Source organism: Bacillus paralicheniformis (genome assembly GCF_002993925.1).
In the GTDB taxonomy this organism is placed as follows: Bacteria; Bacillota; Bacilli; order Bacillales; family Bacillaceae; genus Bacillus; species Bacillus paralicheniformis.
Genome location: NZ_CP023665.1, coordinates 3,246,142 through 3,265,821, shown reverse-complemented (window position 1 = coordinate 3,265,821; position 19,680 = coordinate 3,246,142). Strand labels below are relative to the sequence as shown.

Below are 19,680 nucleotides of genomic sequence, written 5' to 3'. Positions count from 1 at the left end.
CTCAGCGAATAGGAAAAGGTTTTTTTATTGCATAAATCGAGATCCAAAAATTGCTAAAAAAACTGCCTTCAGGAGGAAGGTACTGGGCGTTTTTCACAGGACGTGAAAGGTTTTAGCCGAGTATCAAGCAGGAGGAAGGTACTGGGCGTTTTTCACAGGACGTGAAAGGTCTAGCCGGGCAGCCAGTCAGGAAAAATTCTATTAAGAGGAATTTTGACTTAGAATCTCGTCAAGAATAGCATATGGAAATTGTTTCAAAACGAGAGCGTATGAAGCCCGAGTATCGTCATATAATCAAGAGGGACGAGATCCGTATCATACTTAAGATCACGGCTGATCTTCATATACAGGAGGAAACATAAATGAGCAAAAACCGTCGGTTATTTACATCAGAGTCAGTTACGGAGGGACATCCGGACAAAATTTGCGACCAGATTTCGGATAGTATATTAGACGAAATTTTAAAGAAAGATCCGAATGCCCGCGTTGCCTGTGAAACATCTGTGACAACCGGATTGGTGCTGGTAAGCGGTGAAATCACGACGTCCACTTACGTCGATATTCCGAAAACAGTCCGCGAAACGATTAAAGAAATTGGCTACACACGTGCAAAATACGGTTTTGATGCCGAAACTTGCGCGGTCTTAACGTCTATAGATGAACAGTCGCCAGATATTGCAATGGGAGTCGACCAGGCGCTTGAAGCGCGTGAAGGAGCAATGAGCGACGCTGAAATTGAAGCGATCGGAGCCGGAGACCAAGGTTTAATGTTCGGTTTTGCCTGCAACGAAACAAAGGAACTTATGCCTCTGCCGATTTCGCTTGCTCATAAATTGTCTCGCCGTTTGACAGAAGTCCGCAAAGAGGAAATTCTGCCGTATCTTCGTCCGGACGGAAAGACACAGGTAACTGTTGAGTATGATGAGAACAACAAGCCGATTCGCATCGATACAATTGTCATTTCGACTCAGCATCACCCTGAGATTTCGCTTGAACAAATTCAGCGCAATCTGAAAGAGCATGTCATCAACCCGGTAGTGCCAAAAGAGCTGATCGATGAAAACACGAAGTACTTCATTAATCCTACGGGCCGTTTTGTTATCGGAGGACCGCAGGGGGATGCCGGTTTAACAGGACGCAAAATCATCGTTGACACCTATGGCGGATATGCCCGTCACGGCGGCGGAGCGTTTTCCGGTAAGGATGCGACAAAGGTTGATAGATCTGCAGCTTATGCTGCGAGATATGTAGCGAAAAATATCGTCGCCGCAGGCCTTGCTGATTCCTGTGAAGTGCAGCTTGCCTACGCGATCGGTGTCGCACAGCCGGTATCCATTTCAATCGATACATTCGGTACAGGCAAAGCCAGTGAAGAAACATTGATCGAAGTGGTTCGCAAAAACTTTGATCTAAGACCTGCCGGCATTATTAAAATGCTCGATCTTCGCCGTCCGATTTACAAACAAACGGCAGCTTACGGACATTTCGGCCGCCTCGACCTCGATCTGCCTTGGGAGCGCACAGACAAAGCAGATCAGCTGAAGAAAGATGCATTAGGAGAATAACAACCGCATAGCCGCTTTCATAAGCGGCTTTGTTTTTCGATGGCAAAAAGCGGGCGGATGTGAAACGTTTTTCTTTAAACACTTGTCTAATCAAGAAGCAGACTTTGATTTCTGCACGAAATTTAAAAAATCGGAGGCAATACTATGTGTGGATTTGTAGGGGTATTCAATCATCGCCCATCATCCGAGACAGCAGCCCAGGAAGAACTGATTAAACAAATGAATGAAATGATTGTACACCGCGGTCCGGACGATGATGGGTACTATCATGATGAGCATGTAGGCTTCGGATTTAGAAGGCTCAGCATCATCGATGTGGAAAACGGAGGACAGCCTCTGTCTTATGAAGATGATTCCTATTGGATTATTTTTAATGGAGAAATCTATAACTATATAGAACTGAAAGACGAACTTATTTCAAAAGGATACGAGTTCAAAACCGATTCAGATACGGAAGTTTTGCTTGCGACTTACCGCCACTACAAACAGGAAGCTGCTTCCAAGCTGCGCGGAATGTTTGCTTTTTTAATCTGGGATAAAAAAGAACAGCTCCTATACGGAGCGCGCGATCCGTTCGGCATTAAGCCGCTCTATTTTACGAAAACGGACGGCCATGTTTATTTTGCGTCAGAAAGAAAGAGCCTGATGGCTGTTGATGCCGATTTGGAATTGAATGAAAAAGCGCTTCAGCAGTATACGTCATTCCAATTTGTACCAGAGCCTGAGACGCTTGACAAAAAGGTGCAAAAAGTAGAACCGGGCCATCAGTTTACTGTCCGCCCGGGCGAGGATATTCAATTTAAAACATACTGGAAAGTTCAATTCAAGCCTGTTCAGACCGAAGAAGACAAGCTTGTTCAGGAAGTAAGAGACGCGATCTTTGATTCCGTAAAAGTCCATATGCGAAGCGATGTGCCTGTAGGTTCCTTCCTTTCCGGAGGCATCGACTCTTCTTTTATCGTGTCGGTGGCGAAGCAATTTCATCCCAACTTAAAAACGTTCTCTGTCGGCTTTGAACATGAAGGCTTCAGCGAAGTTGACGTTGCGAAAGAAACCGCTGATAGGGTCGGCGTGGAGAACTTCAGCGCGATCATTTCCCCTGAAGAATATATGAACGAGCTTCCAAAGATCGTCTGGCATCTGGATGATCCGTTGGCAGACCCTGCTGCAATTCCTTTGTATTTTGTCGCGAAGGAAGCGAAGAAGCAAGTTACGGTTGTTTTGTCCGGAGAAGGAGCAGATGAGCTGTTCGGCGGTTACAATATTTACCGGGAGCCGCTTTCATTAAAGCCGTTTGAACGAATTCCGTCCCCGCTGAAAAAGATGCTTCTGCACGTAGCTTCAGCGATGCCGGAAGGAATGAAAGGGAAAAGCTTTTTAATGAGGGGCTGTACACCTCTTGAAGAGAGATATATCGGCAACGCAAAGATTTTTGAAGAAGGCATGAAATCAAAACTTCTTCGCCAGTATGACAGCAACCTCTCTTACTGTGACGTGACAAAGCCATATTTTGAAGAAAGCAAGTCCTACAGCGAAATTAACAAAATGCAGTATGTCGATATCCACACATGGATGCGCGGTGACATTTTGCTGAAGGCCGACAAAATGACGATGGCCAATTCACTGGAACTCCGCGTTCCGTTTTTGGACAAAGTCGTATTTGAAGCGGCTTCCAAAATTCCGGAAGAGCTGAAAACGAAAAACGGCACGACAAAATATCTGCTTAGAAAAGCGGCGGAAGGCATCGTTCCAGATCATGTCTTAAACCGCAAAAAGCTAGGGTTCCCTGTGCCGATCCGCCACTGGCTGAAAAACGAAATGCATGACTGGGCCGTGAACATCATTAAAGAGAGCGAGACAGACGCATATATCCATAAAGATTACGTGCTTCAGCTTCTTGAAGACCACTGCGCCAACAAAGCGGATAACAGCCGCAAAATCTGGACGGTTCTCATCTTTATGATCTGGCACAGCATTTTCGTTGAAAAGCGCTTTGTACCGGAAGAACTGAACCATCAGCCAAAAGAAGTCATTATCGTTTAAGTCAAAAAAGAAGGTTTTCGTTAATCGAAAACCTTCTTTTTTTATGCCGGTTTTTCAGCTGATAAATCTGCTAGCACACGTTCACATTCGGAGAAGAGATTGTCAAAAATCACTTCCCACGACTGGGTAAGGGCATAGCTTCTCGCATCGTATGACATCCGTTTTTTTAACGGCACATTGGAGAGGACGCGCAATATATTTTCGGTGAATGCATCCGGATTTCCAGGTTCGGAAAGAAAACCGTTTCTTCCGTTTTGTATAAAGTCTTTCAGGCCGCCGGAATCTGCCCCGATAACAGGCGTCCCGCAAGCGAGCGCTTCAAGCGCGGAATTTCCGAAGGTTTCCGTCGGAGAAGGAAAGACGAACAAATCTGAGCTTGCATAAATGCTTGCCAGCTCTTCTCCTTTGACATAGCCGGCAAAAGTCATATTGAGGGGAGCCCGCTTCTCAAGCTCTTTTTTTAACGGGCCGTCTCCCGCGATCAGCCAGTGGACGCCATCTTTCAAATTGGGGTGACTTGCGATCTTGAGCAGCGTCTCCAAATCTTTCTCAGGTGCAAGCCTTCCGACATAGCTGAGGATATAGGTTTCCTTTATGCCGTATCGCTTGCGGATGTGTTCGGTTTGATGTGCCGGACTGAACAGCGAGCAGTCCACGCCGCGCTTCCAGATGGAGAGGTTCCTGAATTGTTTGGCTTTGAGCTGCATAAACGTTTCGCGCGAAGGGACAAAAATTCTTCGAAAATCTTTATGAAACCAGTGCATATATTTCCATAATAGTTTGGAAAACATTTGAAGATCATAATATGAAAGGTACTGGTCAAAATCGGTATGGTAAGAGCCTACGACAGGGATGTTCCATTTCTTCGCAAGCTTGAGCCCTGCTAGGCCGATATTAAAAGGAGTCGCGATGTGAATGAGATCGGGATTGAATTCGCGGAGTTCTGATTTCATTTTGATGAGATTAGGAAGAGCGATTCTGCACTCGGGGTATAAGAAGAACGGCATGCTCGTAAAACGGCGGATGCGGCTCGAAAATTGTGTTTCATGCGTGCTTTCCGGCGCAAATACTTTATAGGACATCCCGTTTTTTTCAAGATAATCCGTATACCTTTTCAGCGTTCTGGCGCATCCGTTCACATCCGGTGTAAAAGTGTCCGTAAATATCGCAATTTTCATCGTTTCCCCTCCTGTTTGTGATGTAAAAAATCAGTGACGCTTTGGAAGAAACGGCCGGCTTAGAAGACCAGCGCCGACAAAGTTCCGACTGATATCCCGAGGGCCGTGCCTGCCAGAACATCCGAAGGATAATGAAGACCGAGATAAATTCTGGAGAGTCCCACACTGATGCCTACCGGAATTAATAAAAGCGCGAGTATCGGAAAGAATATCATTAGCGGTGTAATGATGGAAAATGCCGCGGTCGTATGGCCGGATGGAAAAGAATGATCCTTGAGCGGATTTTGCAAAACCTGTGTTTCCTTTAGCGTTAAATACGGCCGCTTTCTTGGATACAGCTTTTTGATCAGCATGACTTGAAGGTGGCTGACCAAAAGTGCAATGGCGCTGGCGATCCCCGCTGTACGAACACTTCCGGATCCGAACAGCAAGAGAGACAGGCAAGCGGAAATCGTGCAGAATGCCCCTCCCAGATGTGTTGAGGAACGAAAGTAACGGTTTAGTGCTTTTTGGTGAAATAAGCTGTTCATACCGAGGAAGACCCGGCATTCAAAGTTGTAGATGCCGACCATCAGTTTATTCAAATGTCATAACCCCCTTTACATGAATGGCTGCTTCATGTTTATTGTAAAAAATGAATGTTTAGCAAATGATAAGTATTTGTAAAGATTTCGGAAAAGAAAAAAGCCGCAGACGCGTGCGGCCGAAAAGGTTATTGCTTAAATTATCGGTGAAAAAATGGTAAAGTTGTAGCAAAGCTAATCTTTTTTTTGCAAGGATTTGTAGTATTGTCCTTTTTCAATATATTCTTTGCGAATTCTTTCCATTTCCTGTTTATCCTTGTCAGTTAACGGGCGGATGACTTTAGCGGGCCTGCCGAATGCGAGGTGCCCGGCCGGGATCTTTTTGCCAGGCGGGACAAGACTGCCTGCCCCGATAAAAGCGCCTTCCCCGACTTCCGCTTCGTCAAGAATAACCGACCCCATTCCGATAAGGGCATGCTTTCGTATCACGGAGCTGTGCAGTGTAACCTGATGGCCTACCGTCACACCGTCTTCAATCACAAGAGGGCGCTCAGGGCTTTGGTGCAGGCAGGAAAGGTCTTGAATGTTCACGCCTTTTCCGATCCTGACCGGGGCGACATCGCCGCGGATAACCGAAGAGAACCAGATGCTTGATTGCTCTCCGATTGTTACATCTCCGGTGATGACCGCGTTGTCGGCGATAAACGCCGTTTCATGAATAACGGGTTCCGTTTTTTTATAAGGGTAGATCATAGGTTTCATCCTTTCATTTATAAAATTGTGTGAGGTGGTCAGCATGTGGTGCATGGAAGCGGAAAGACCTGTTGCTTCAATCGTCATCATTCACGGTGCATGTGAGCATCACGGGCGGTATAAATGGCTGTCCGAAATGTGGCGTTCATCCGGGTTTAATGTCGTCATGGGGGATTTGCCCGGACAGGGAACTTCGACAAGAGAAAGAGGACATATACGCTCGTTTCAAGAATATATTGATGAAGTGGACAAATGGGTCGCCAGGGCGAAAGCATTTGAACTGCCTGTATTTATGCTCGGGCACAGCATGGGCGGCCTGATCGCGATCGAGTGGTTTAAGCAGCAGCAAAGCGGCATTGCCGGTCTCATTTTATCATCCCCTTGTCTCGGGCTGCAATTAAAGCCGAACAAATTTTTGGACTGGATTTCCAAAGGGCTCAACGTTTTGGCTCCGTCCATGCGGTTTGAATCCGGGATCACGCCTGATAAAGCGACGAGAAACAAAGAAGTCATCGAAATGGACATCAACGATTCATTATATATCACAAAAGTTTCTGTCAGATGGTATCAAGAAATGTTAAAAGCGTTGAAAAGCGCGATGGAGCCGACGGACGCCTTTCTCAACATCCCGCTCTTTGTCATGCAGGCGGGCACAGACTGGCTTGTCGACAAAAAAATGGTCGTCAAGTGGTTTAACGAGCTTGCTTCTCACAATAAGACGTACAGGGAATGGGAGGGCTTATACCACGAAATTTTTAATGAGCCTGAGCGGGAAGACGTTTTTAAAGCGGCCAGAGCGTTTGTGGAACAGTATATGACATAATGGAGGTGCATTCTTTGGCAGTACCGGAGCATCCTTTTGGATTAATGGCTAAAGTATACAGAGAAGTTTTTCCCCTTGTTCATCAGGAGTTGGACAAGTGGAAACGAAAAGCTGAAACGATTCAAAATCCCGAGCTGAAAACGCAGGCGAAAGCCAGCATCAGGGATAAAACCTTTCACTGTGAAGGCGGCGGCATTATGGCCCTCCTTTCAGGCGACAAAATCGAGCAGTCGATCCGGTTTATTACGGCGTATCAGACGATAAGCGACTATCTCGACAATCTATGCGACCGGAGCACCTCGCTTGACCCGGATGATTTTTCCATGCTTCATCAGTCAATGAAAGACGCGCTGACCGTCGGGGCTGAATTGAAGAACTATTACCGGTTCAGGGAAGACCAGGATGATCAAGGCTATTTGCACGACTTAGTGAAAACGTGCCAAGACGTGCTTGCGGAAATTGAGAACTATGATTTGATCAAGCAGCACCTGCTTGAGCTTTGCAGCTATTACTGCGATCTGCAAGTTCATAAACACGTTGTGGAGCATGAGCGTGTCCCCCGGCTCGAAGCGTGGTTTGAGAATTATAGATCGGCCTTGCCGAAAATGGAATGGTACGAGTTCTCAGCCTGTGCGGGTTCAACGCTCGGCATCTTCTGCCTCGTATCGTATTCCGTCCGTTCCGATTTTACTGAATCGATGGCCGGAAAGATCCGCGACAGCTATTTTCCGTACATACAGGGACTGCACATCCTGCTCGATTATTTAATTGACCAGGAGGAAGACTTAATCGGCGGAGATTTGAATTTCTGCACGTATTACCCATCACATTCAGATATGATGGAAAGGCTCGAATATTTCATTGAAATGGCGGATGAACATTTGCGCGGGATTCCGCACGAAAACTTTCACCGTTTGATCAACAGAGGTCTTCTGGGTGTTTATTTATCAGACGATAAGGTCGCGGGTCAAAAGGAAATCGGCCGGCTGGCGAAGCGCCTTATTAAAGCGAGCGGAAAAACTTCCTACTTCTTCTATATCAACGGAAGGGCCTACCGCAAAATTCAAAAAATGCCGTGGATGAAAAGCTCGTAAAGAAAAGCTCAAACCGTTCATCGGCTTGAGCTTTTGCTGTTTACAAGCTTTCCATCCGGTATTGTTTTTCAAGTACAAAACGCTTATTATACCGGAAGCTTTTTTCCCATTTTGAAACAACGATGCAGGCGACAGCATGACCCGGCACGTTCACGCCTGTTCGCGCCATGTCCATCACGCGGTCCACTCCCGCGATAATCGCGACTCCTTCAGCGGGAAGGCCGACTGCGTTGGCGGTAGCCAGAAGGACGACGAGCGAGCCAGATGGAACGGCGGCGATCCCTTTGCTTGTCATCACTAGCACGAGCATCATGAGCAATTGCTGTGAAATGCTCATGTCTATATTGAAAGCCTGCGCCAAAAAGATACAAGCGACAGATAAATATAGGCTGGAGCCGTCACAATTCAGCGATAAGCCTGAAGGAACCACAAAGGAAACGACCCGTTTTGGGCAGCCGTATTTCTCCATGCGGTCCATCAGCTGCGGCAAGACTGTTTCTGTGCTCGTAGTGGAGAACGCGATCAGAAACAAATCCCAAATCATTTTCAGGACTTCGAAGTATTTAATTTTAAAAATAAGACCGACAATCGGAAATAAAACAAAAAGAACGAGAAACAGTCCGAGAAAAACAGTGCCGACTAATTTTAACATAGGAAGCAGGAGTTCGATGCCGTATTGCCCGACGGATGCGGCCATAAGAGCAAGCACGCCGATAGGGGCTGTAACCATAACCATCTGCGTCAGTTTGAACATGATATTGGCAACAGACTCAAAAAATTTCATGACAGGCTCTGAGGCTTTGCCGATCCCGGCAGCTGCGACGCCGAACAATATCGCAAAGAAGATCACGGCAAGCAAATCATTTCTGGCCATGACGTCAACGATGTTGGTAGGAATAATATCGAGGATCATTTGTTTAAGATCGACCACTTTTTCCGTGTAGCCTGAGAGCTCTCCGATATCTTTTTTGGCCAAATGGGAGAGGTCAAGGCCGACGCCGGGCTTTAGCACATTAGCCAAAAGCAGCCCGAGTCCGAGCACGAACGTCGTAATCACTTCAAACCAAATAATCGTCTTGATGCCGAGACTGCCCATTTTTTTCATGCTTCCGCTTCCGGCCGCTCCGATGACGATTGTAGAAAAAACGATCGGAACGACGATCATTTTAATCAAGCGGATAAATCCGTCTCCGACGGGGCGCAGCGCCATTCCGAAATCAGGGAAAAAGTGTCCGATCACTGCTCCAATGGCGAGTGCGATCAAAATTTGATAAGCGATAAATTTTTTCAAATTGAAATCCCTCCGTATTTTACATGAGTTTTCAATAATTTCGTGACAAAGAGTGAAACACCTTTTCTTTTTAGAAAATTGCGAAAAATTTCTTATATTTTATTTTGATATCGCTTACATTATGTTTGGATGAAAAAAATCCTCCTAATGGAGGATTTTCAAGATATCATTTTTGAGCCGCTATTTTCTTTTCAATCGCAATGATAAAAGGCGGATCGTTTCGCTGGTTTAAATATTGGTAACAGAGGGTGCGGGCAGTATCTTGGTCGAGTGATGTGCAAAATTCGAGCAGGGCGTCCTTTTCCCGCTTTCCTTCGGGATGGCCATGGTAGACGACCAGAACGATCAGCCCCTCATTTTTCAGGATTTTGAGAAGCTGCTTGATGCTGGCGATGGTTGAATCGCTTTTTGTCGTCACCGATTTGTCGCTTCCCGGAAGATACCCGAGGTTAAACACAGCTGCTGCCACCTTGCCTGAGATGTCGTCAGGAAGCGAAGTGATGAGCTCATCATGGCTTTTTTGAATCAATGTCACCCGGTCTTTGTACTCGTTTCCAAGTCTTTCGGCAGTATTCATAAGAGCTGTTTCTTGAATATCAAAGGCATAGACATGTCCGTTTTCACCGACAAGTTCTGCTAAAAAATACGTATCATGTCCGTTTCCCATTGTCGCATCAATGACGATGTCTCCTTCGCCTGCGGCTGTTTTCAGCAGTTCTTTCGCATACGGGAGGATCTTCTTGAGCTTCATGTGGCGATGCCTTCTTTCTCTTTGTTGAACCATTTCCCCTGATAGCTGCCGCGCCTTTCCAGTTCTCCATTGATGGCATTTAAGACTTCCCATTTATTGACGCTCCACATCGGTCCGACCATCAATTCGATCGGTCCGTCACCCGTAATCCGGTGAATGATCATTTCCGGCGGAAGAATTTCAAGCTGATCACAAACAAGCTGGACATAATCCTCTTGCGAAAGGAACGTTAATTTTCCTTTTTCATACTGCTTCACCATTGGCGTTCCCTTTAACAGGTGAAGCAGATGGATTTTAATCCCCTGCACATCCAAATCGGCGACCGCTTTTGCGGTTTCCATCATCATGCCGCGGTCTTCGAGAGGCAGCCCGTTAATGATGTGAGAGCAGACGCGGATACCGTGTTTCCTCAGCTTGTTCACGCCTTCTACATAGCAGTCGAAATCATGGGCACGGTTGATCAAATCAGCCGTCCGTTCATGAACGGTTTGAAGGCCGAGTTCCACCCAGAGGTATGTTCGTTCATTAAGCTCGGCAAGATATTCGACAACATCGTCAGGAAGACAGTCCGGCCGGGTTGCGATTGAAAGGCCGACTACGCCGTCGAGGCCGAGGACCGTTTCGTATTTTTCGCGAAGAACGCTGACAGGAGCGTGCGTATTCGTAAATGCTTGAAAGTACGCCATGTATTTGCCGTCTTTCCATTTTTCATGCATTCTGTCGCGGACTTCATTAAATTGGGTCAGCAGATCGTCGGCTCGGTTTCCCGCAAAGTCTCCGCTCCCTGCGGCGCTGCAAAATGTGCATCCGCCGTGTGCGACCGTGCCGTCGCGATTCGGGCAGTCAAAGCCTCCGTCAAGGGCGACTTTAAACACTTTATGACCGAAATGATTTCGTAAATGATAATTCCATGTATGATATCGTTTTTCACTGTTCGTATATGGAAAAGGGTTGTTTTGATGCAAACAAAAGGACCTCCTTTTAGTATTACGCATCCTAAAATTGTAGCAAATAAACACGATAAGAACAAACCGATTCCCAATTATTTTCTTCAATGATCACGGCTGTGATGGCCAAACTAATCACGATGGATTTTTCCATTAAGGAGGGGTTTTCTTTGGCTACAAGACAATCCGTCGGAGAGCACATCCAAAGAAGCGAAGATGCTTATGATTATGCTTTATCTCAATTTGAAACTGCAAGCAGGCAGGAACATTACAATGAGACAGAGTTCAGCGATGCGCAGCTGATGCTTGAAAACGCGGTCAATGAATTAAACAAGCTTTCGCTGTTTGCCAATGAGCAACAAAGGGAGGAAATTCACCGCAAAAGGCTTCAGCTGCAAACCCTTCAAAACAATATGATTCTGCAGAGATCGTATGAAAGATGAACCCTTTTTGAAAGGGTTCATTTTTTTGAAAAAAAGTGATTGACAAAAAAGGACGATGTATTTAATGTATTAGGTGTACTATATCGAGTAATACAATTAACACACACATGTAAAGGAGTAATACTCATGAGTGATAAACATAAAAAAATAACGCCGATGGTGGTCGTGGCGTTTATCATTGCCTGTTCGTTCTTGTTTGTTCTTGCGAAGCTGGGCTTTATAATTCAAGAAAATTTGGGATACGTGTTTTTTTAAAAGTGAATGACCTGAGATTGAACGAGAAAGAAGGGAGATAGATGATTCAAATCGATCCGAGAAGCTCTACCCCGATCTATGAGCAGATTATCCAGCAGATGAAAGAGCTTTGCTTAAAAGGGATAATCAAGCCTGGAGATAAACTTCCTTCTGTCAGAGAGCTTGCAACCATTATCATTGCAAACCCGAATACTGTCAGCAAAGCCTATAAAGAACTTGAACGGGAAGGAATAATTGAAACGTTGAGGGGGAGAGGAACGTATATTTCAGAAAACGCGAAAGTTACGCTTGATGAAGGGAAGATTGCGATGATTAAAGAGCAGTTAAAGCAGCTGATCATCGATGCGCATTACGCTGGGATCGACACTAAAAAGCTGCAGGAGTGGATGGCGGAAATCGACGAAGAAGTGAGAGGAGGGGAAGTGAATGATTGAGCTCAAATCTGTATCAAAAACGATTGACGGAAAACAAATACTCAAAAACATCTCCTTTAAGCTTGAGGAAGGAGAGATTTTCGGACTGCTCGGCAGAAACGGCTCAGGGAAAACAACGCTTCTCCGCCTGATTCAGCAAATCCTGCTGCCTGATGAGGGAGATATCTACTTCGGCAGCGTCAAGGTGAAGGACCATCCGCTCGTCAAGCGCAATATCGTCTATATGCCCGTTCAAAACACCTATTTCGAAAAATACAATTACAAACAGCTCGTCAATATTTTGCGAAACATTTATCCTGACTTTGATGTTACATACGCTAATGAATTAATGAACCGCTACGATATTCCTGAAACAAAAAAGTACAGGGAATTGTCTACAGGATTGAAAAAGCAAATGTCGCTGATCTTGTCATTTGCGATCCGGCCGGCGGTCATCCTGCTCGATGAACCGACAGACGGCATTGATGCCGTCACAAGACAAGATGTTCTCCAGCTGATGGTCGATGAAGTGGCTGAAAACAACACGACGATTCTCATCACATCCCACCGGCTTGAGGATATTGAAAGAATGTGCAACCGAATCGGTTTTCTCGAAGACAATACATTGTCGAACATCATGGATCTTGATGAACTGAAAGGCGATTTTATTAAAATCCAAATGGCATTTGAAGAAGATGTCAATTTGAAAATCAGGGAAAGGGAAATCCCTGTTTTGGATCACACCGGCGTGTTTTATACGGTGTTGATTCCGAAAGCAGACGATGTGAGCAAACAATTTCTAAAAAGTTTGTCTCCGAAAGTTTGGAACGAGCTTCCGGTCAGTCTAGAGGAAGTATTCATCGCGAAGTATGGAGGTAAGCGAAGATGGTAGACCGCGGACTTTTATATAAAGAGTGGAAACAGCATTTCTGGATTTTTTTAGTTGTATTTGCAGCGGTGATGCTGAGTGAACCGCTTACGCTTTTGAATGATTATTTCCAGTACAAAGGATGCCTTTCAGAACTGAAAAAATTTCCCGATATGGAGTGCGTTTTATATAAAAACTATGAGATAGGCGGGGCTATGAGAATGTTCTGGGTTGGCGGAGTTGCGCTTGCGCTCAGCCAGATCGGGTTTGAAAGGAGCAGAGGGACGCTTGAATTCACACTCGGCCTTCCTTATAAGCGAGGCGTCATTTTCAATACGAAATATTTCTTCGGCATTTCAATTCTTTTAACAGCCCAGCTATTATCTTACTTTTTATCTTATGCCTTGATTGTTTTATATAAGGTTGACGTCGTCCATTTCCATGAGTATTTTATCGGGTCGGTCATCTTCTGCTTTATGGTCTACTCGCTTGTTATGGCGGCGGGCGCGATAACCGGCAATCCGCTGGCCCAGCTGATCGTTGCATTTTCAACGTCGATTCTGCCGTATTTGCTGATCGGGCTTCCGTTGGCCAACTTTCGAATCATCCGGAGTTTCTTTGGAGGGCACCCTGCTTTCTTTTATGGTGAAACAGAACTATTGGATTATATAACGCCGATCATGTACCTCAACCAATTCGGCATTCAAGACGGCAGCCTGGCCTTTACGCTTATTCCGCTCGCCATGGGGATCTTGTTTTATATCATTGGCTATTTTTGCTTTATCAAACAGCAGCTTGAACGGAACGGACATTTTTTTCTCTGGAGAAAAATGGATCGCCCGATTCAAATTCTCGTGATTTTATTTGGCATCTGGGGATTCGGCGCAGCCACTTCTTCTAGCCTGTTCAGCTATATCTTCGGTATGTTGATCGGTTCGGCAGTCGGATTCTTAATCAGTTACTTCTTGATTTTCAAAAAAATAAAACAGCTGTAATCCATAATGGAGAGGAGATTTACAAATGATCAGTGTAGAGCATATTCACCACTCATTTAAAGTCGGTAAAAAGGGGAGGGAAAATGAAGTTAAAGTGTTAAAGGATGTCTCGCTTACCGTTGAAAAAGGCGAAATCGCCTGCATTGTCGGACGGAGCGGTTCCGGAAAATCGACGCTGTTGAACTTGATTTCCGGCTATATCGCCCCGACAAAAGGTAAGATCGTCATTGACGGTACGGATGTCACAAAGTACAGCGAAAAAGAATGGGCGGCATTCAGGCTTGAACATTTCGGCTTCATCTTTCAAAGTTTTCAGCTGATTCCGAGCTTGACGACTTACGAAAACATCGAACTGCCTCTGACTTTAAAAGGTGTTCATCCGTCTGAGCGGAAGCAGCGCGTCAATGAGATGCTTCACCGCGTCGGCCTTGAAAACCACGCTGGACACTATCCGAATGAGCTTTCAGGCGGACAGCAGCAGCGCGTCAGCATCGCCCGCGCTTTGATTTTGAATCCGTCAATCATTTTAGCCGACGAACCGACCGGAAGCCTCGATTCCGAAACAGAGCAGGAAATCCTCGAATTCATTCGGCAGCTGAACAGGGAGCGCGGTATTACATTCGTCATCATCACGCACGATGACGAGGTGGCATCGATCGCCAAAACGAAATTTCAGTTATCTGACGGCGTATTAGAGAAGGGGGAAGAGACTGTTGAAGTTTAAGGATCAGTTGAAGTTCATTAGAAGAAATATGAAGAAAAACCGCCTGCGTGTATTCATGACCATTCTCGCAACAACGGTGGCCTGCGCGTTTTTAATCGTGCTCGCATCGGTCGGATTCGGCCTGCAAAAATCGCTGACTGAACAGCTGATGAAAGAGCAAATCGTGACTGAGATAAATGTTGTCGGAAAAGAAGGGCAAAGCGATCAGAAAGTTCAAAAGAAAGACTTGAAAGAATTCGAAAATCGCAAAGATGTGTCCGCGATTATCGAGCGCACGCAGGTGTTCGCACCTGCTGAAGCAAAGTTGGGCAACAGGACAAACAATCAAATGTCGAATATCACGATTACTGACATGGCTGCTGAACAAAAAGCCAATATTAAACTCGATCGCGGCCGCGTAGCGAAAACACCGAATGAAATCGTCGTCGGCTACCATTTCGGGAAGAATCTCTGGACGAAAAAAGAAGCCCAAGATTATGAAAAGCAGATGGAAAATAATGCTGAGGAAGTAAAAGAACCAAAAGGATACGCAGAAGATATTCTCGGCAAAACAATTGAATTAAAGATCTCAAAAATGGATGAAAAAACAGGAGAAGAAGGGAAAGCGAAAACATATGATCTGAAAGTTGTCGGAGTTACGAAAAAACCTTCTTATGAATGGGCAAGCGATTCAACAGTCTATGTCAGCAACGACATGCAAAAAGACATCACCGGATTTCTGAAGGCGGACAAAGACAGCGGCACGATCGAAAAAAAGCTTTCGGTTTACGCGGATAACTTTGAACATGTCGGACAGCTGACAACAGATTTGGAGGATGAAGGCTACTACGTCGATTCAATAACGAAAAAACTCGAAAGCATTAATCTTTTTTTCATGGCTTTTAAAATCGGTCTGATCTTCGTCGGAGTCATTGCCGTCTTGATTTCAGCGATCGGCATTTTCAACACGATGACAATGGCGGTTACAGAGCGGACGCAGGAGATCGGCATTATGAAAGCGATCGGGGCAAGCCCGAACGTGATCAGGAAAATGTTTCTGCTGGAAAGCGCCTATATCGGTATCTTAGGATCTGTTTTAGGTGTTATCATTTCATACGGTGTCAGCTTTTTAGTGAACAAGATTATACCACCTATTTTATCATCGGTTTCAGAAGGAGGAGCGAGTGCGGCAGACTTCAGCATCACCTTCTCGTACATTCCGGTCAGTCTTGTCCTTATCGCGACCTTGATCAGTGCAGGCGTCGCCATTCTTTCAGGCCTGAACCCGGCCATTAAAGCGACAAGAACGAACGTGCTGACAGCATTAAGAAGAGAGCTTTAAGAAAAAAGCCGGCGGTATGCCGGCTTTTTTAACGTTTCGGAGGTCTGTACCCCGCATCACGCGCCTCCTGTTCTGTGCAGAACCAGCGGGCGACGTTTTTCGTGCGGTCATAATATGTACTTCCTGGTGTATGATAAATATGGTTGACGCTTCCTTTGATTTTGCACTCTTGTTTGCTTTCACCGCTGTTTTTCTTAGGGGAGGGCGCGCTGTGTGACGTTCCGGCCTGAGCGGTGGCGTTCTTTTCTTTTACAGTGGCTTCGGCACTGCCGCTTTTTTCTTCAGCCTTAGCCAGTTTTTCTGACAGCGATTTTGTTTTTTTCGTAAGCGAGTCTTTTTCTTTTGTCAGTTTTTCATTTTCTTTTTTTAATGTGTCATTCTCCGTTTTGGCTGCCTTCAGTTTTTCGTTTGCTTGATTGAGCTGCTGCTTTAATGCGGTTTGCTCCTTTTGTACAGCGCTGTGTTCAGTTTTCAGTTCCTGAAGCTCGGTTGTCAGGTCCTCTGTTTTTGTCTCATTTACGGCATATGTTTCCTCACTGTAATAAGGCGCAGAGATGATCAGGAGGAGAAGTCCGCCTGCAAAACAAGGATAAAAGAGTTTTCTGGAAAACCTTTTGCCTGGAGAAAAGATTCTTCTGATCAAATGAAATACAAGGTAGCAGATGGAAAAAATAAAGGATAAAAACCCGATCAGCATGATAGATTCCATGATTCGTCTCCTTTCGTGTTTGATAACTATATTTTAGCTTAAAAAGAAAAAAATGTTTATACCAAAAAACTTCTTGCAAATCTAAATATTCAAACGTAAAATAAAGAAATCATTTAAAAAACTGAATATGCAGCTTATAAAGAGAGATGGAGGGACTGGCCCGGCGAAATCTCAGCAACCTGCAGCAGAGCAAGGTGCTAAATCCAGCAGAATGTCAGGCGCATTCTGAAAGATAAGTTGAACAACTCTTTCAGGCGCTGAAAGAGTTTTTTTTATTTTGGAGGAGGAGATATACATGAACAAGATATTAAAATGGACTTCCGTGCTGGGACTGGCCTTGAGCATGGCGCTTCTGACCGCATGCGGAAACAATGCCGAAAGCGATGGTAAAACGATCAAAATAGGCGCTACTGCAGGACCGTATTACGATATGGTCAAAAAAGCGATTCAGCCTGAACTTGAGAAAAAAGGCTACAAAGTTGAAGTGGTCGAATTCACCGACTATGTACAGCCGAACACGGCGTTAAGCGAAGGCGAACTCGACGCCAATTTGTTTCAACATGAGGTTTTTATGAAATCATACAATCAAGAAAACAATAAACATCTTGCTGCACTCATTTCTGTGCCGACCGCTCCGATGGGTCTCTATTCTGCCAAATATAACGACTTGAACGATGTCAAAAACGGGGCGGAAGTGGCTGTTCCAAACGATCCGGCCAATGCCGCCAGGGCATTTTTAACGCTCCAGGATCAGGGGCTGATTCGGCTGAAAAGCGATGTCGACACATTGAAAGCCTCTGTGCAGGATATTGCGGAAAATCCGAAAAAGCTGACATTTAAACAGCTTGAATCTGCCAATCTTCCAAGAGCGGTCGATGACCTGGATATCGCGGCTGTCCCGGGTAATTTCGCTCTCTCCGCTAATATGAAGTTGCAGGACGCGCTGGCGCTTGAGAACATGCCTGACCGCTACCGCAATCAAGTGGTAGTGGATGAAAAAAACAAAGACAAGCCATTCGCCAAAGATCTCAAAGAAGCGGTAAAATCCAAAGCTTTCGAAGATGCGATCGATCGGGAATTCGCCGGTTTCGGAAAGCCAAAATGGATGACGCAATCATAAAAAAATTCCCCCTTTAAAAAGGGGGTTTTTTATGTTGAAAATCGAAATCGTGTCAATTGAAAAAAATGGGCAAAACGAATAGAATCTAGAGGGAATGCTAAAGAGAAAGAAGGAAACGCTATGCCGCGCACATTATGGCTTTTGGTCATCGGAATGTTTATCAATGTCACAGGGGCATCTTTTTTATGGCCGCTGAATACCATCTATATCCATCAGCATTTGGGAAAGTCGCTGACAGCGGCCGGATTTGTGCTGATGCTGAACTCAGGGGCAAATGTGCTGGGCAACCTGTTCGGAGGATATTTATTCGATAAAATCGGCGGATTTAAAACGGTCGTACTTGGAATTGTGATCACGTTTGCGAGCCTTTCAGGCCTCGTCTTTTTTCATGAGTGGTTCCAATACATTCTTTTCTTAACATTGGCCGGTTTTGGATCAGGGATCGTGTTTCCGGCATGCTATGCAATGGCCGGCTCGGTTTGGCCGGAAGGCGGCAGAAAGCCGTTCAATGCTGTATACGTGGCGCAAAATGCAGGGGTGGCAGTTGGTTCAGCGCTCGGCGGAATTGTCGCGTCTTTTTCATTTACGTATGTTTTTCTGGCGAATGCGATGCTATATGCCGTCTTTTTCTTGATTGCGATTTTCGGATTTAGACGCATCCGGTCTGAAAAAGCCATGCAGTCTTCTGTTTTGGATCATGCCGATTCAGTCAGCGGGAAATCTAGATTCTCCGCGCTTTTGGTTATATGTACGGGCTACCTGCTCGGCTGGGTCGCTTATTCGCAATGGTCCTCGACCATCGCTTCACACACCCAGGAGCTGGGGATATCTCTTGGGCAGTACAGCGTACTTTGGACAGTGAACGGGGCGCTCATTGTTTTCGGTCAGCCGCTGATCGGTTTTTTTGTGAAACGGTTTGCCGAATCGCTGAAAAACCAAATCGTCATCGGATTTGTCATTTTTATGATGGCATACGGAATTTTGTTTGGCGCTGAACGGTTTCCGGCGTTTCTTGCCGCGATGGTTGTGCTAACCATTGGCGAAATGCTTGTATGGCCGGCTGTGCCGACAATCGCCAACCGTCTCGCTCCGAGGGGAAAAGAAGGGTTTTATCAAGGGTTTGTCAACAGTATGGCGACCGGCGGAAGAATGATCGGGCCGCTTTTTGGCGGAATGCTGGTTGATTATTTCAATATGCAGCTTTTGCTCGCGGTTCTGCTCGTATTGCTGCTGTTCGCAATAGGAACGGCGTTTTTATACGACAGGAAGGAAAAGCAGCTCTCCGCTCAATCAGATGCATAAGTGTTATAGAAAAAATAGGTAATTGTAATTATATGAAAATGAATCGAAGGAATCAAGATTATCAACCAAATCTTCACATATAATGGAAGAAACAAGCTTTTTTTCTTCTCAGACAGAACACATTTTCTGTATGGTAGTATCGAATATCATCGCAAGGGGTCTAGGGGGGGCTGCTCGATGGCCTGAAGTCGCTTGACTAAACTAAGGGCTTTAGGAAGGTGATGAAGATGCTGCATCAAGTTTTGGTTGCTTGTTTGATTGGAGGGATTATGGGGGTTCTCGGGCACGTTAAAAAAAGAGGGCGCCTCGAGAAACCGAGAACAACGAAACGATTCATTTACCTTGGATTTTTTGAAGATATTCTTGTCGGAATGGTTGCTTCTATTTTGCTTGTTTTATCTGCGGAACCTGATTCTGGAATTCAGCTTGTCGTGTTATCGATCATTGCCGGCTACGGCGGTGAAGCTGTATTGAGAAGCTTTGACTTTGTCAGAGAACAGCAGGCAAATGTACAGAACTCCGAACGGCAAAACAAATCTCCACACGATTAAGATCCTCACT

Annotated in this window: 21 protein-coding genes and 1 riboswitch; of the genes, 14 read left to right on the top strand and 7 right to left on the bottom strand. The window is 45.4% G+C overall.

Annotation, left to right across the window (positions count from 1 at the left end):
- Nucleotides 1-362: 362 nt before the first annotated feature.
- On the top strand, nt 363-1,565 hold the full coding sequence (gene metK, locus CP943_RS16580; RefSeq protein ID WP_003184586.1) for a methionine adenosyltransferase: 1,203 nt from the start codon (nt 363-365) through the stop codon (nt 1,563-1,565).
- 144 nt (nt 1,566-1,709) lie between these two features.
- Nucleotides 1,710-3,608, top strand: coding sequence for an asparagine synthase (glutamine-hydrolyzing) (asnB, locus tag CP943_RS16575; RefSeq protein WP_023855828.1), 1,899 nt, complete (start codon nt 1,710-1,712; stop codon nt 3,606-3,608).
- Between the two features lie 41 nt (nt 3,609-3,649).
- Here the strand turns inward: asnB and CP943_RS16570 are convergent, their stop codons facing one another.
- From CP943_RS16570 to CP943_RS16560, 3 genes are all read right to left on the bottom strand, one after another.
- Nucleotides 3,650-4,786, bottom strand: coding sequence for a glycosyltransferase family 4 protein (locus CP943_RS16570; RefSeq protein WP_026579033.1), 1,137 nt, complete (start codon nt 4,784-4,786; stop codon nt 3,650-3,652).
- Between the two features lie 59 nt (nt 4,787-4,845).
- Nucleotides 4,846-5,370, bottom strand: coding sequence for a phosphatase PAP2 family protein (locus CP943_RS16565; RefSeq protein WP_026579034.1), 525 nt, complete (start codon nt 5,368-5,370; stop codon nt 4,846-4,848).
- Nucleotides 5,371-5,544: 174 nt separating this feature from the next.
- Nucleotides 5,545-6,063 (bottom strand): gamma carbonic anhydrase, encoded by a 519-nt coding sequence (locus CP943_RS16560; protein ID WP_020452666.1) that lies wholly within the window; start codon nt 6,061-6,063, stop codon nt 5,545-5,547.
- A 43-nt stretch (nt 6,064-6,106) separates the two neighbouring features.
- Between CP943_RS16560 and CP943_RS16555 the strand changes: the two genes are divergently transcribed.
- Nucleotides 6,107-6,886, top strand: coding sequence for an alpha/beta hydrolase (locus tag CP943_RS16555; RefSeq protein ID WP_023855831.1), 780 nt, complete (start codon nt 6,107-6,109; stop codon nt 6,884-6,886).
- Nucleotides 6,887-6,900: 14 nt separating this feature from the next.
- On the top strand, nt 6,901-7,980 hold the full coding sequence (locus CP943_RS16550) for a tetraprenyl-beta-curcumene synthase family protein (RefSeq protein WP_020452664.1): 1,080 nt from the start codon (nt 6,901-6,903) through the stop codon (nt 7,978-7,980).
- Nucleotides 7,981-8,020: 40 nt separating this feature from the next.
- On the opposite strand, the gene gltP is transcribed toward CP943_RS16550, so the two are convergent.
- The 3 genes from gltP to CP943_RS16535 all read right to left on the bottom strand — a co-directional run bounded on the left by gltP (nt 8,021) and on the right by CP943_RS16535 (nt 10,987).
- Nucleotides 8,021-9,271, bottom strand: coding sequence for a glutamate-aspartate/proton symporter GltP (gene gltP / locus CP943_RS16545; protein WP_023855832.1), 1,251 nt, complete (start codon nt 9,269-9,271; stop codon nt 8,021-8,023).
- A 166-nt stretch (nt 9,272-9,437) separates the two neighbouring features.
- Complete coding sequence (locus CP943_RS16540) at nt 9,438-10,022, bottom strand: tRNA 5-(aminomethyl)-2-thiouridylate-methyltransferase MnmM (RefSeq protein WP_095290789.1); 585 nt, start codon at nt 10,020-10,022, stop codon at nt 9,438-9,440.
- A complete protein-coding gene (locus CP943_RS16535; RefSeq protein WP_105981157.1) occupies nt 10,019-10,987 on the bottom strand; it encodes a tRNA modification radical SAM protein MnmL/YtqA in 969 nt (322 codons plus the stop codon). Before CP943_RS16535 ends, CP943_RS16540 begins: the two co-directional genes overlap by 4 nt.
- Nucleotides 10,988-11,139: 152 nt before the next feature.
- Between CP943_RS16535 and CP943_RS16530 the strand changes: the two genes are divergently transcribed.
- From CP943_RS16530 to CP943_RS16505, 7 genes are all read left to right on the top strand, one after another.
- Complete coding sequence (locus CP943_RS16530) at nt 11,140-11,412, top strand: YtzC family protein (RefSeq protein WP_065643617.1); 273 nt, start codon at nt 11,140-11,142, stop codon at nt 11,410-11,412.
- A 126-nt stretch (nt 11,413-11,538) separates the two neighbouring features.
- Complete coding sequence (locus CP943_RS22855; RefSeq protein WP_020452661.1) at nt 11,539-11,667, top strand: hypothetical protein; 129 nt, start codon at nt 11,539-11,541, stop codon at nt 11,665-11,667.
- 41 nt (nt 11,668-11,708) lie between these two features.
- Nucleotides 11,709-12,101 carry a GntR family transcriptional regulator gene (locus CP943_RS16525; protein ID WP_003184565.1) on the top strand — a complete coding sequence of 131 codons (393 nt, stop codon included), beginning with the start codon at nt 11,709-11,711 and terminating at the stop codon, nt 12,099-12,101.
- The gene (locus tag CP943_RS16520; protein ID WP_023855837.1) at nt 12,094-12,972 is read left to right on the top strand and encodes an ATP-binding cassette domain-containing protein; all 879 of its coding nucleotides are present in this window, start codon (nt 12,094-12,096) and stop codon (nt 12,970-12,972) included. The genes CP943_RS16525 and CP943_RS16520 overlap by 8 nt, the downstream gene beginning before the upstream one ends.
- Nucleotides 12,966-13,943 (top strand): ABC transporter permease subunit, encoded by a 978-nt coding sequence (locus CP943_RS16515; protein ID WP_035338158.1) that lies wholly within the window; start codon nt 12,966-12,968, stop codon nt 13,941-13,943. Before CP943_RS16520 ends, CP943_RS16515 begins: the two co-directional genes overlap by 7 nt.
- Nucleotides 13,944-13,968: 25 nt before the next feature.
- Nucleotides 13,969-14,667, top strand: coding sequence for an ABC transporter ATP-binding protein (locus CP943_RS16510; RefSeq protein ID WP_023855839.1), 699 nt, complete (start codon nt 13,969-13,971; stop codon nt 14,665-14,667).
- A complete protein-coding gene (locus CP943_RS16505; RefSeq protein WP_020452657.1) occupies nt 14,657-15,988 on the top strand; it encodes an ABC transporter permease in 1,332 nt (443 codons plus the stop codon). The genes CP943_RS16510 and CP943_RS16505 overlap by 11 nt, the downstream gene beginning before the upstream one ends.
- Before the next feature lie 28 nt (nt 15,989-16,016).
- Here the strand turns inward: CP943_RS16505 and CP943_RS16500 are convergent, their stop codons facing one another.
- The gene (locus CP943_RS16500) at nt 16,017-16,697 is read right to left on the bottom strand and encodes a sunset domain-containing protein (protein WP_105981156.1); all 681 of its coding nucleotides are present in this window, start codon (nt 16,695-16,697) and stop codon (nt 16,017-16,019) included.
- A gap of 131 nt (nt 16,698-16,828) precedes the next feature.
- Nucleotides 16,829-16,936: riboswitch (SAM riboswitch) on the top strand.
- 56 nt (nt 16,937-16,992) lie between these two features.
- Between CP943_RS16500 and CP943_RS16495 the strand changes: the two genes are divergently transcribed.
- The 3 genes from CP943_RS16495 to CP943_RS16485 all read left to right on the top strand — a co-directional run bounded on the left by CP943_RS16495 (nt 16,993) and on the right by CP943_RS16485 (nt 19,670).
- Nucleotides 16,993-17,817, top strand: a complete 825-nt coding sequence (locus CP943_RS16495; protein ID WP_020452655.1) for a MetQ/NlpA family ABC transporter substrate-binding protein — start codon at nt 16,993-16,995, stop codon at nt 17,815-17,817.
- Between the two features lie 120 nt (nt 17,818-17,937).
- The gene (locus tag CP943_RS16490) at nt 17,938-19,119 is read left to right on the top strand and encodes an MDR family MFS transporter (RefSeq protein WP_105981155.1); all 1,182 of its coding nucleotides are present in this window, start codon (nt 17,938-17,940) and stop codon (nt 19,117-19,119) included.
- Nucleotides 19,120-19,340: 221 nt separating this feature from the next.
- Complete coding sequence (locus CP943_RS16485) at nt 19,341-19,670, top strand: DUF4257 domain-containing protein (RefSeq protein ID WP_016885609.1); 330 nt, start codon at nt 19,341-19,343, stop codon at nt 19,668-19,670.
- Nucleotides 19,671-19,680: the final 10 nt, after the last annotated feature.

Coding starts and splice junctions, on each gene's coding strand:
- metK (WP_003184586.1), top strand. CDS start 363: ATGAGCAAAAACCGTCGGTTATTTACATCAGAGTCAGTTACGGAGGGA.
- asnB (WP_023855828.1), top strand. CDS start 1,710: ATGTGTGGATTTGTAGGGGTATTCAATCATCGCCCATCATCCGAGACA.
- CP943_RS16570 (WP_026579033.1), bottom strand. CDS start 4,786: ATGAAAATTGCGATATTTACGGACACTTTTACACCGGATGTGAACGGA.
- CP943_RS16560 (WP_020452666.1), bottom strand. CDS start 6,063: ATGATCTACCCTTATAAAAAAACGGAACCCGTTATTCATGAAACGGCG.
- CP943_RS16555 (WP_023855831.1), top strand. CDS start 6,107: ATGTGGTGCATGGAAGCGGAAAGACCTGTTGCTTCAATCGTCATCATT.
- CP943_RS16540 (WP_095290789.1), bottom strand. CDS start 10,022: ATGAAGCTCAAGAAGATCCTCCCGTATGCGAAAGAACTGCTGAAAACA.
- CP943_RS22855 (WP_020452661.1), top strand. CDS start 11,539: ATGAGTGATAAACATAAAAAAATAACGCCGATGGTGGTCGTGGCGTTT.
- CP943_RS16525 (WP_003184565.1), top strand. CDS start 11,709: ATGATTCAAATCGATCCGAGAAGCTCTACCCCGATCTATGAGCAGATT.
- CP943_RS16520 (WP_023855837.1), top strand. CDS start 12,094: ATGATTGAGCTCAAATCTGTATCAAAAACGATTGACGGAAAACAAATA.
- CP943_RS16515 (WP_035338158.1), top strand. CDS start 12,966: ATGGTAGACCGCGGACTTTTATATAAAGAGTGGAAACAGCATTTCTGG.
- CP943_RS16510 (WP_023855839.1), top strand. CDS start 13,969: ATGATCAGTGTAGAGCATATTCACCACTCATTTAAAGTCGGTAAAAAG.
- CP943_RS16500 (WP_105981156.1), bottom strand. CDS start 16,697: ATGGAATCTATCATGCTGATCGGGTTTTTATCCTTTATTTTTTCCATC.
- CP943_RS16495 (WP_020452655.1), top strand. CDS start 16,993: ATGAACAAGATATTAAAATGGACTTCCGTGCTGGGACTGGCCTTGAGC.
- CP943_RS16490 (WP_105981155.1), top strand. CDS start 17,938: ATGCCGCGCACATTATGGCTTTTGGTCATCGGAATGTTTATCAATGTC.
- CP943_RS16485 (WP_016885609.1), top strand. CDS start 19,341: ATGAAGATGCTGCATCAAGTTTTGGTTGCTTGTTTGATTGGAGGGATT.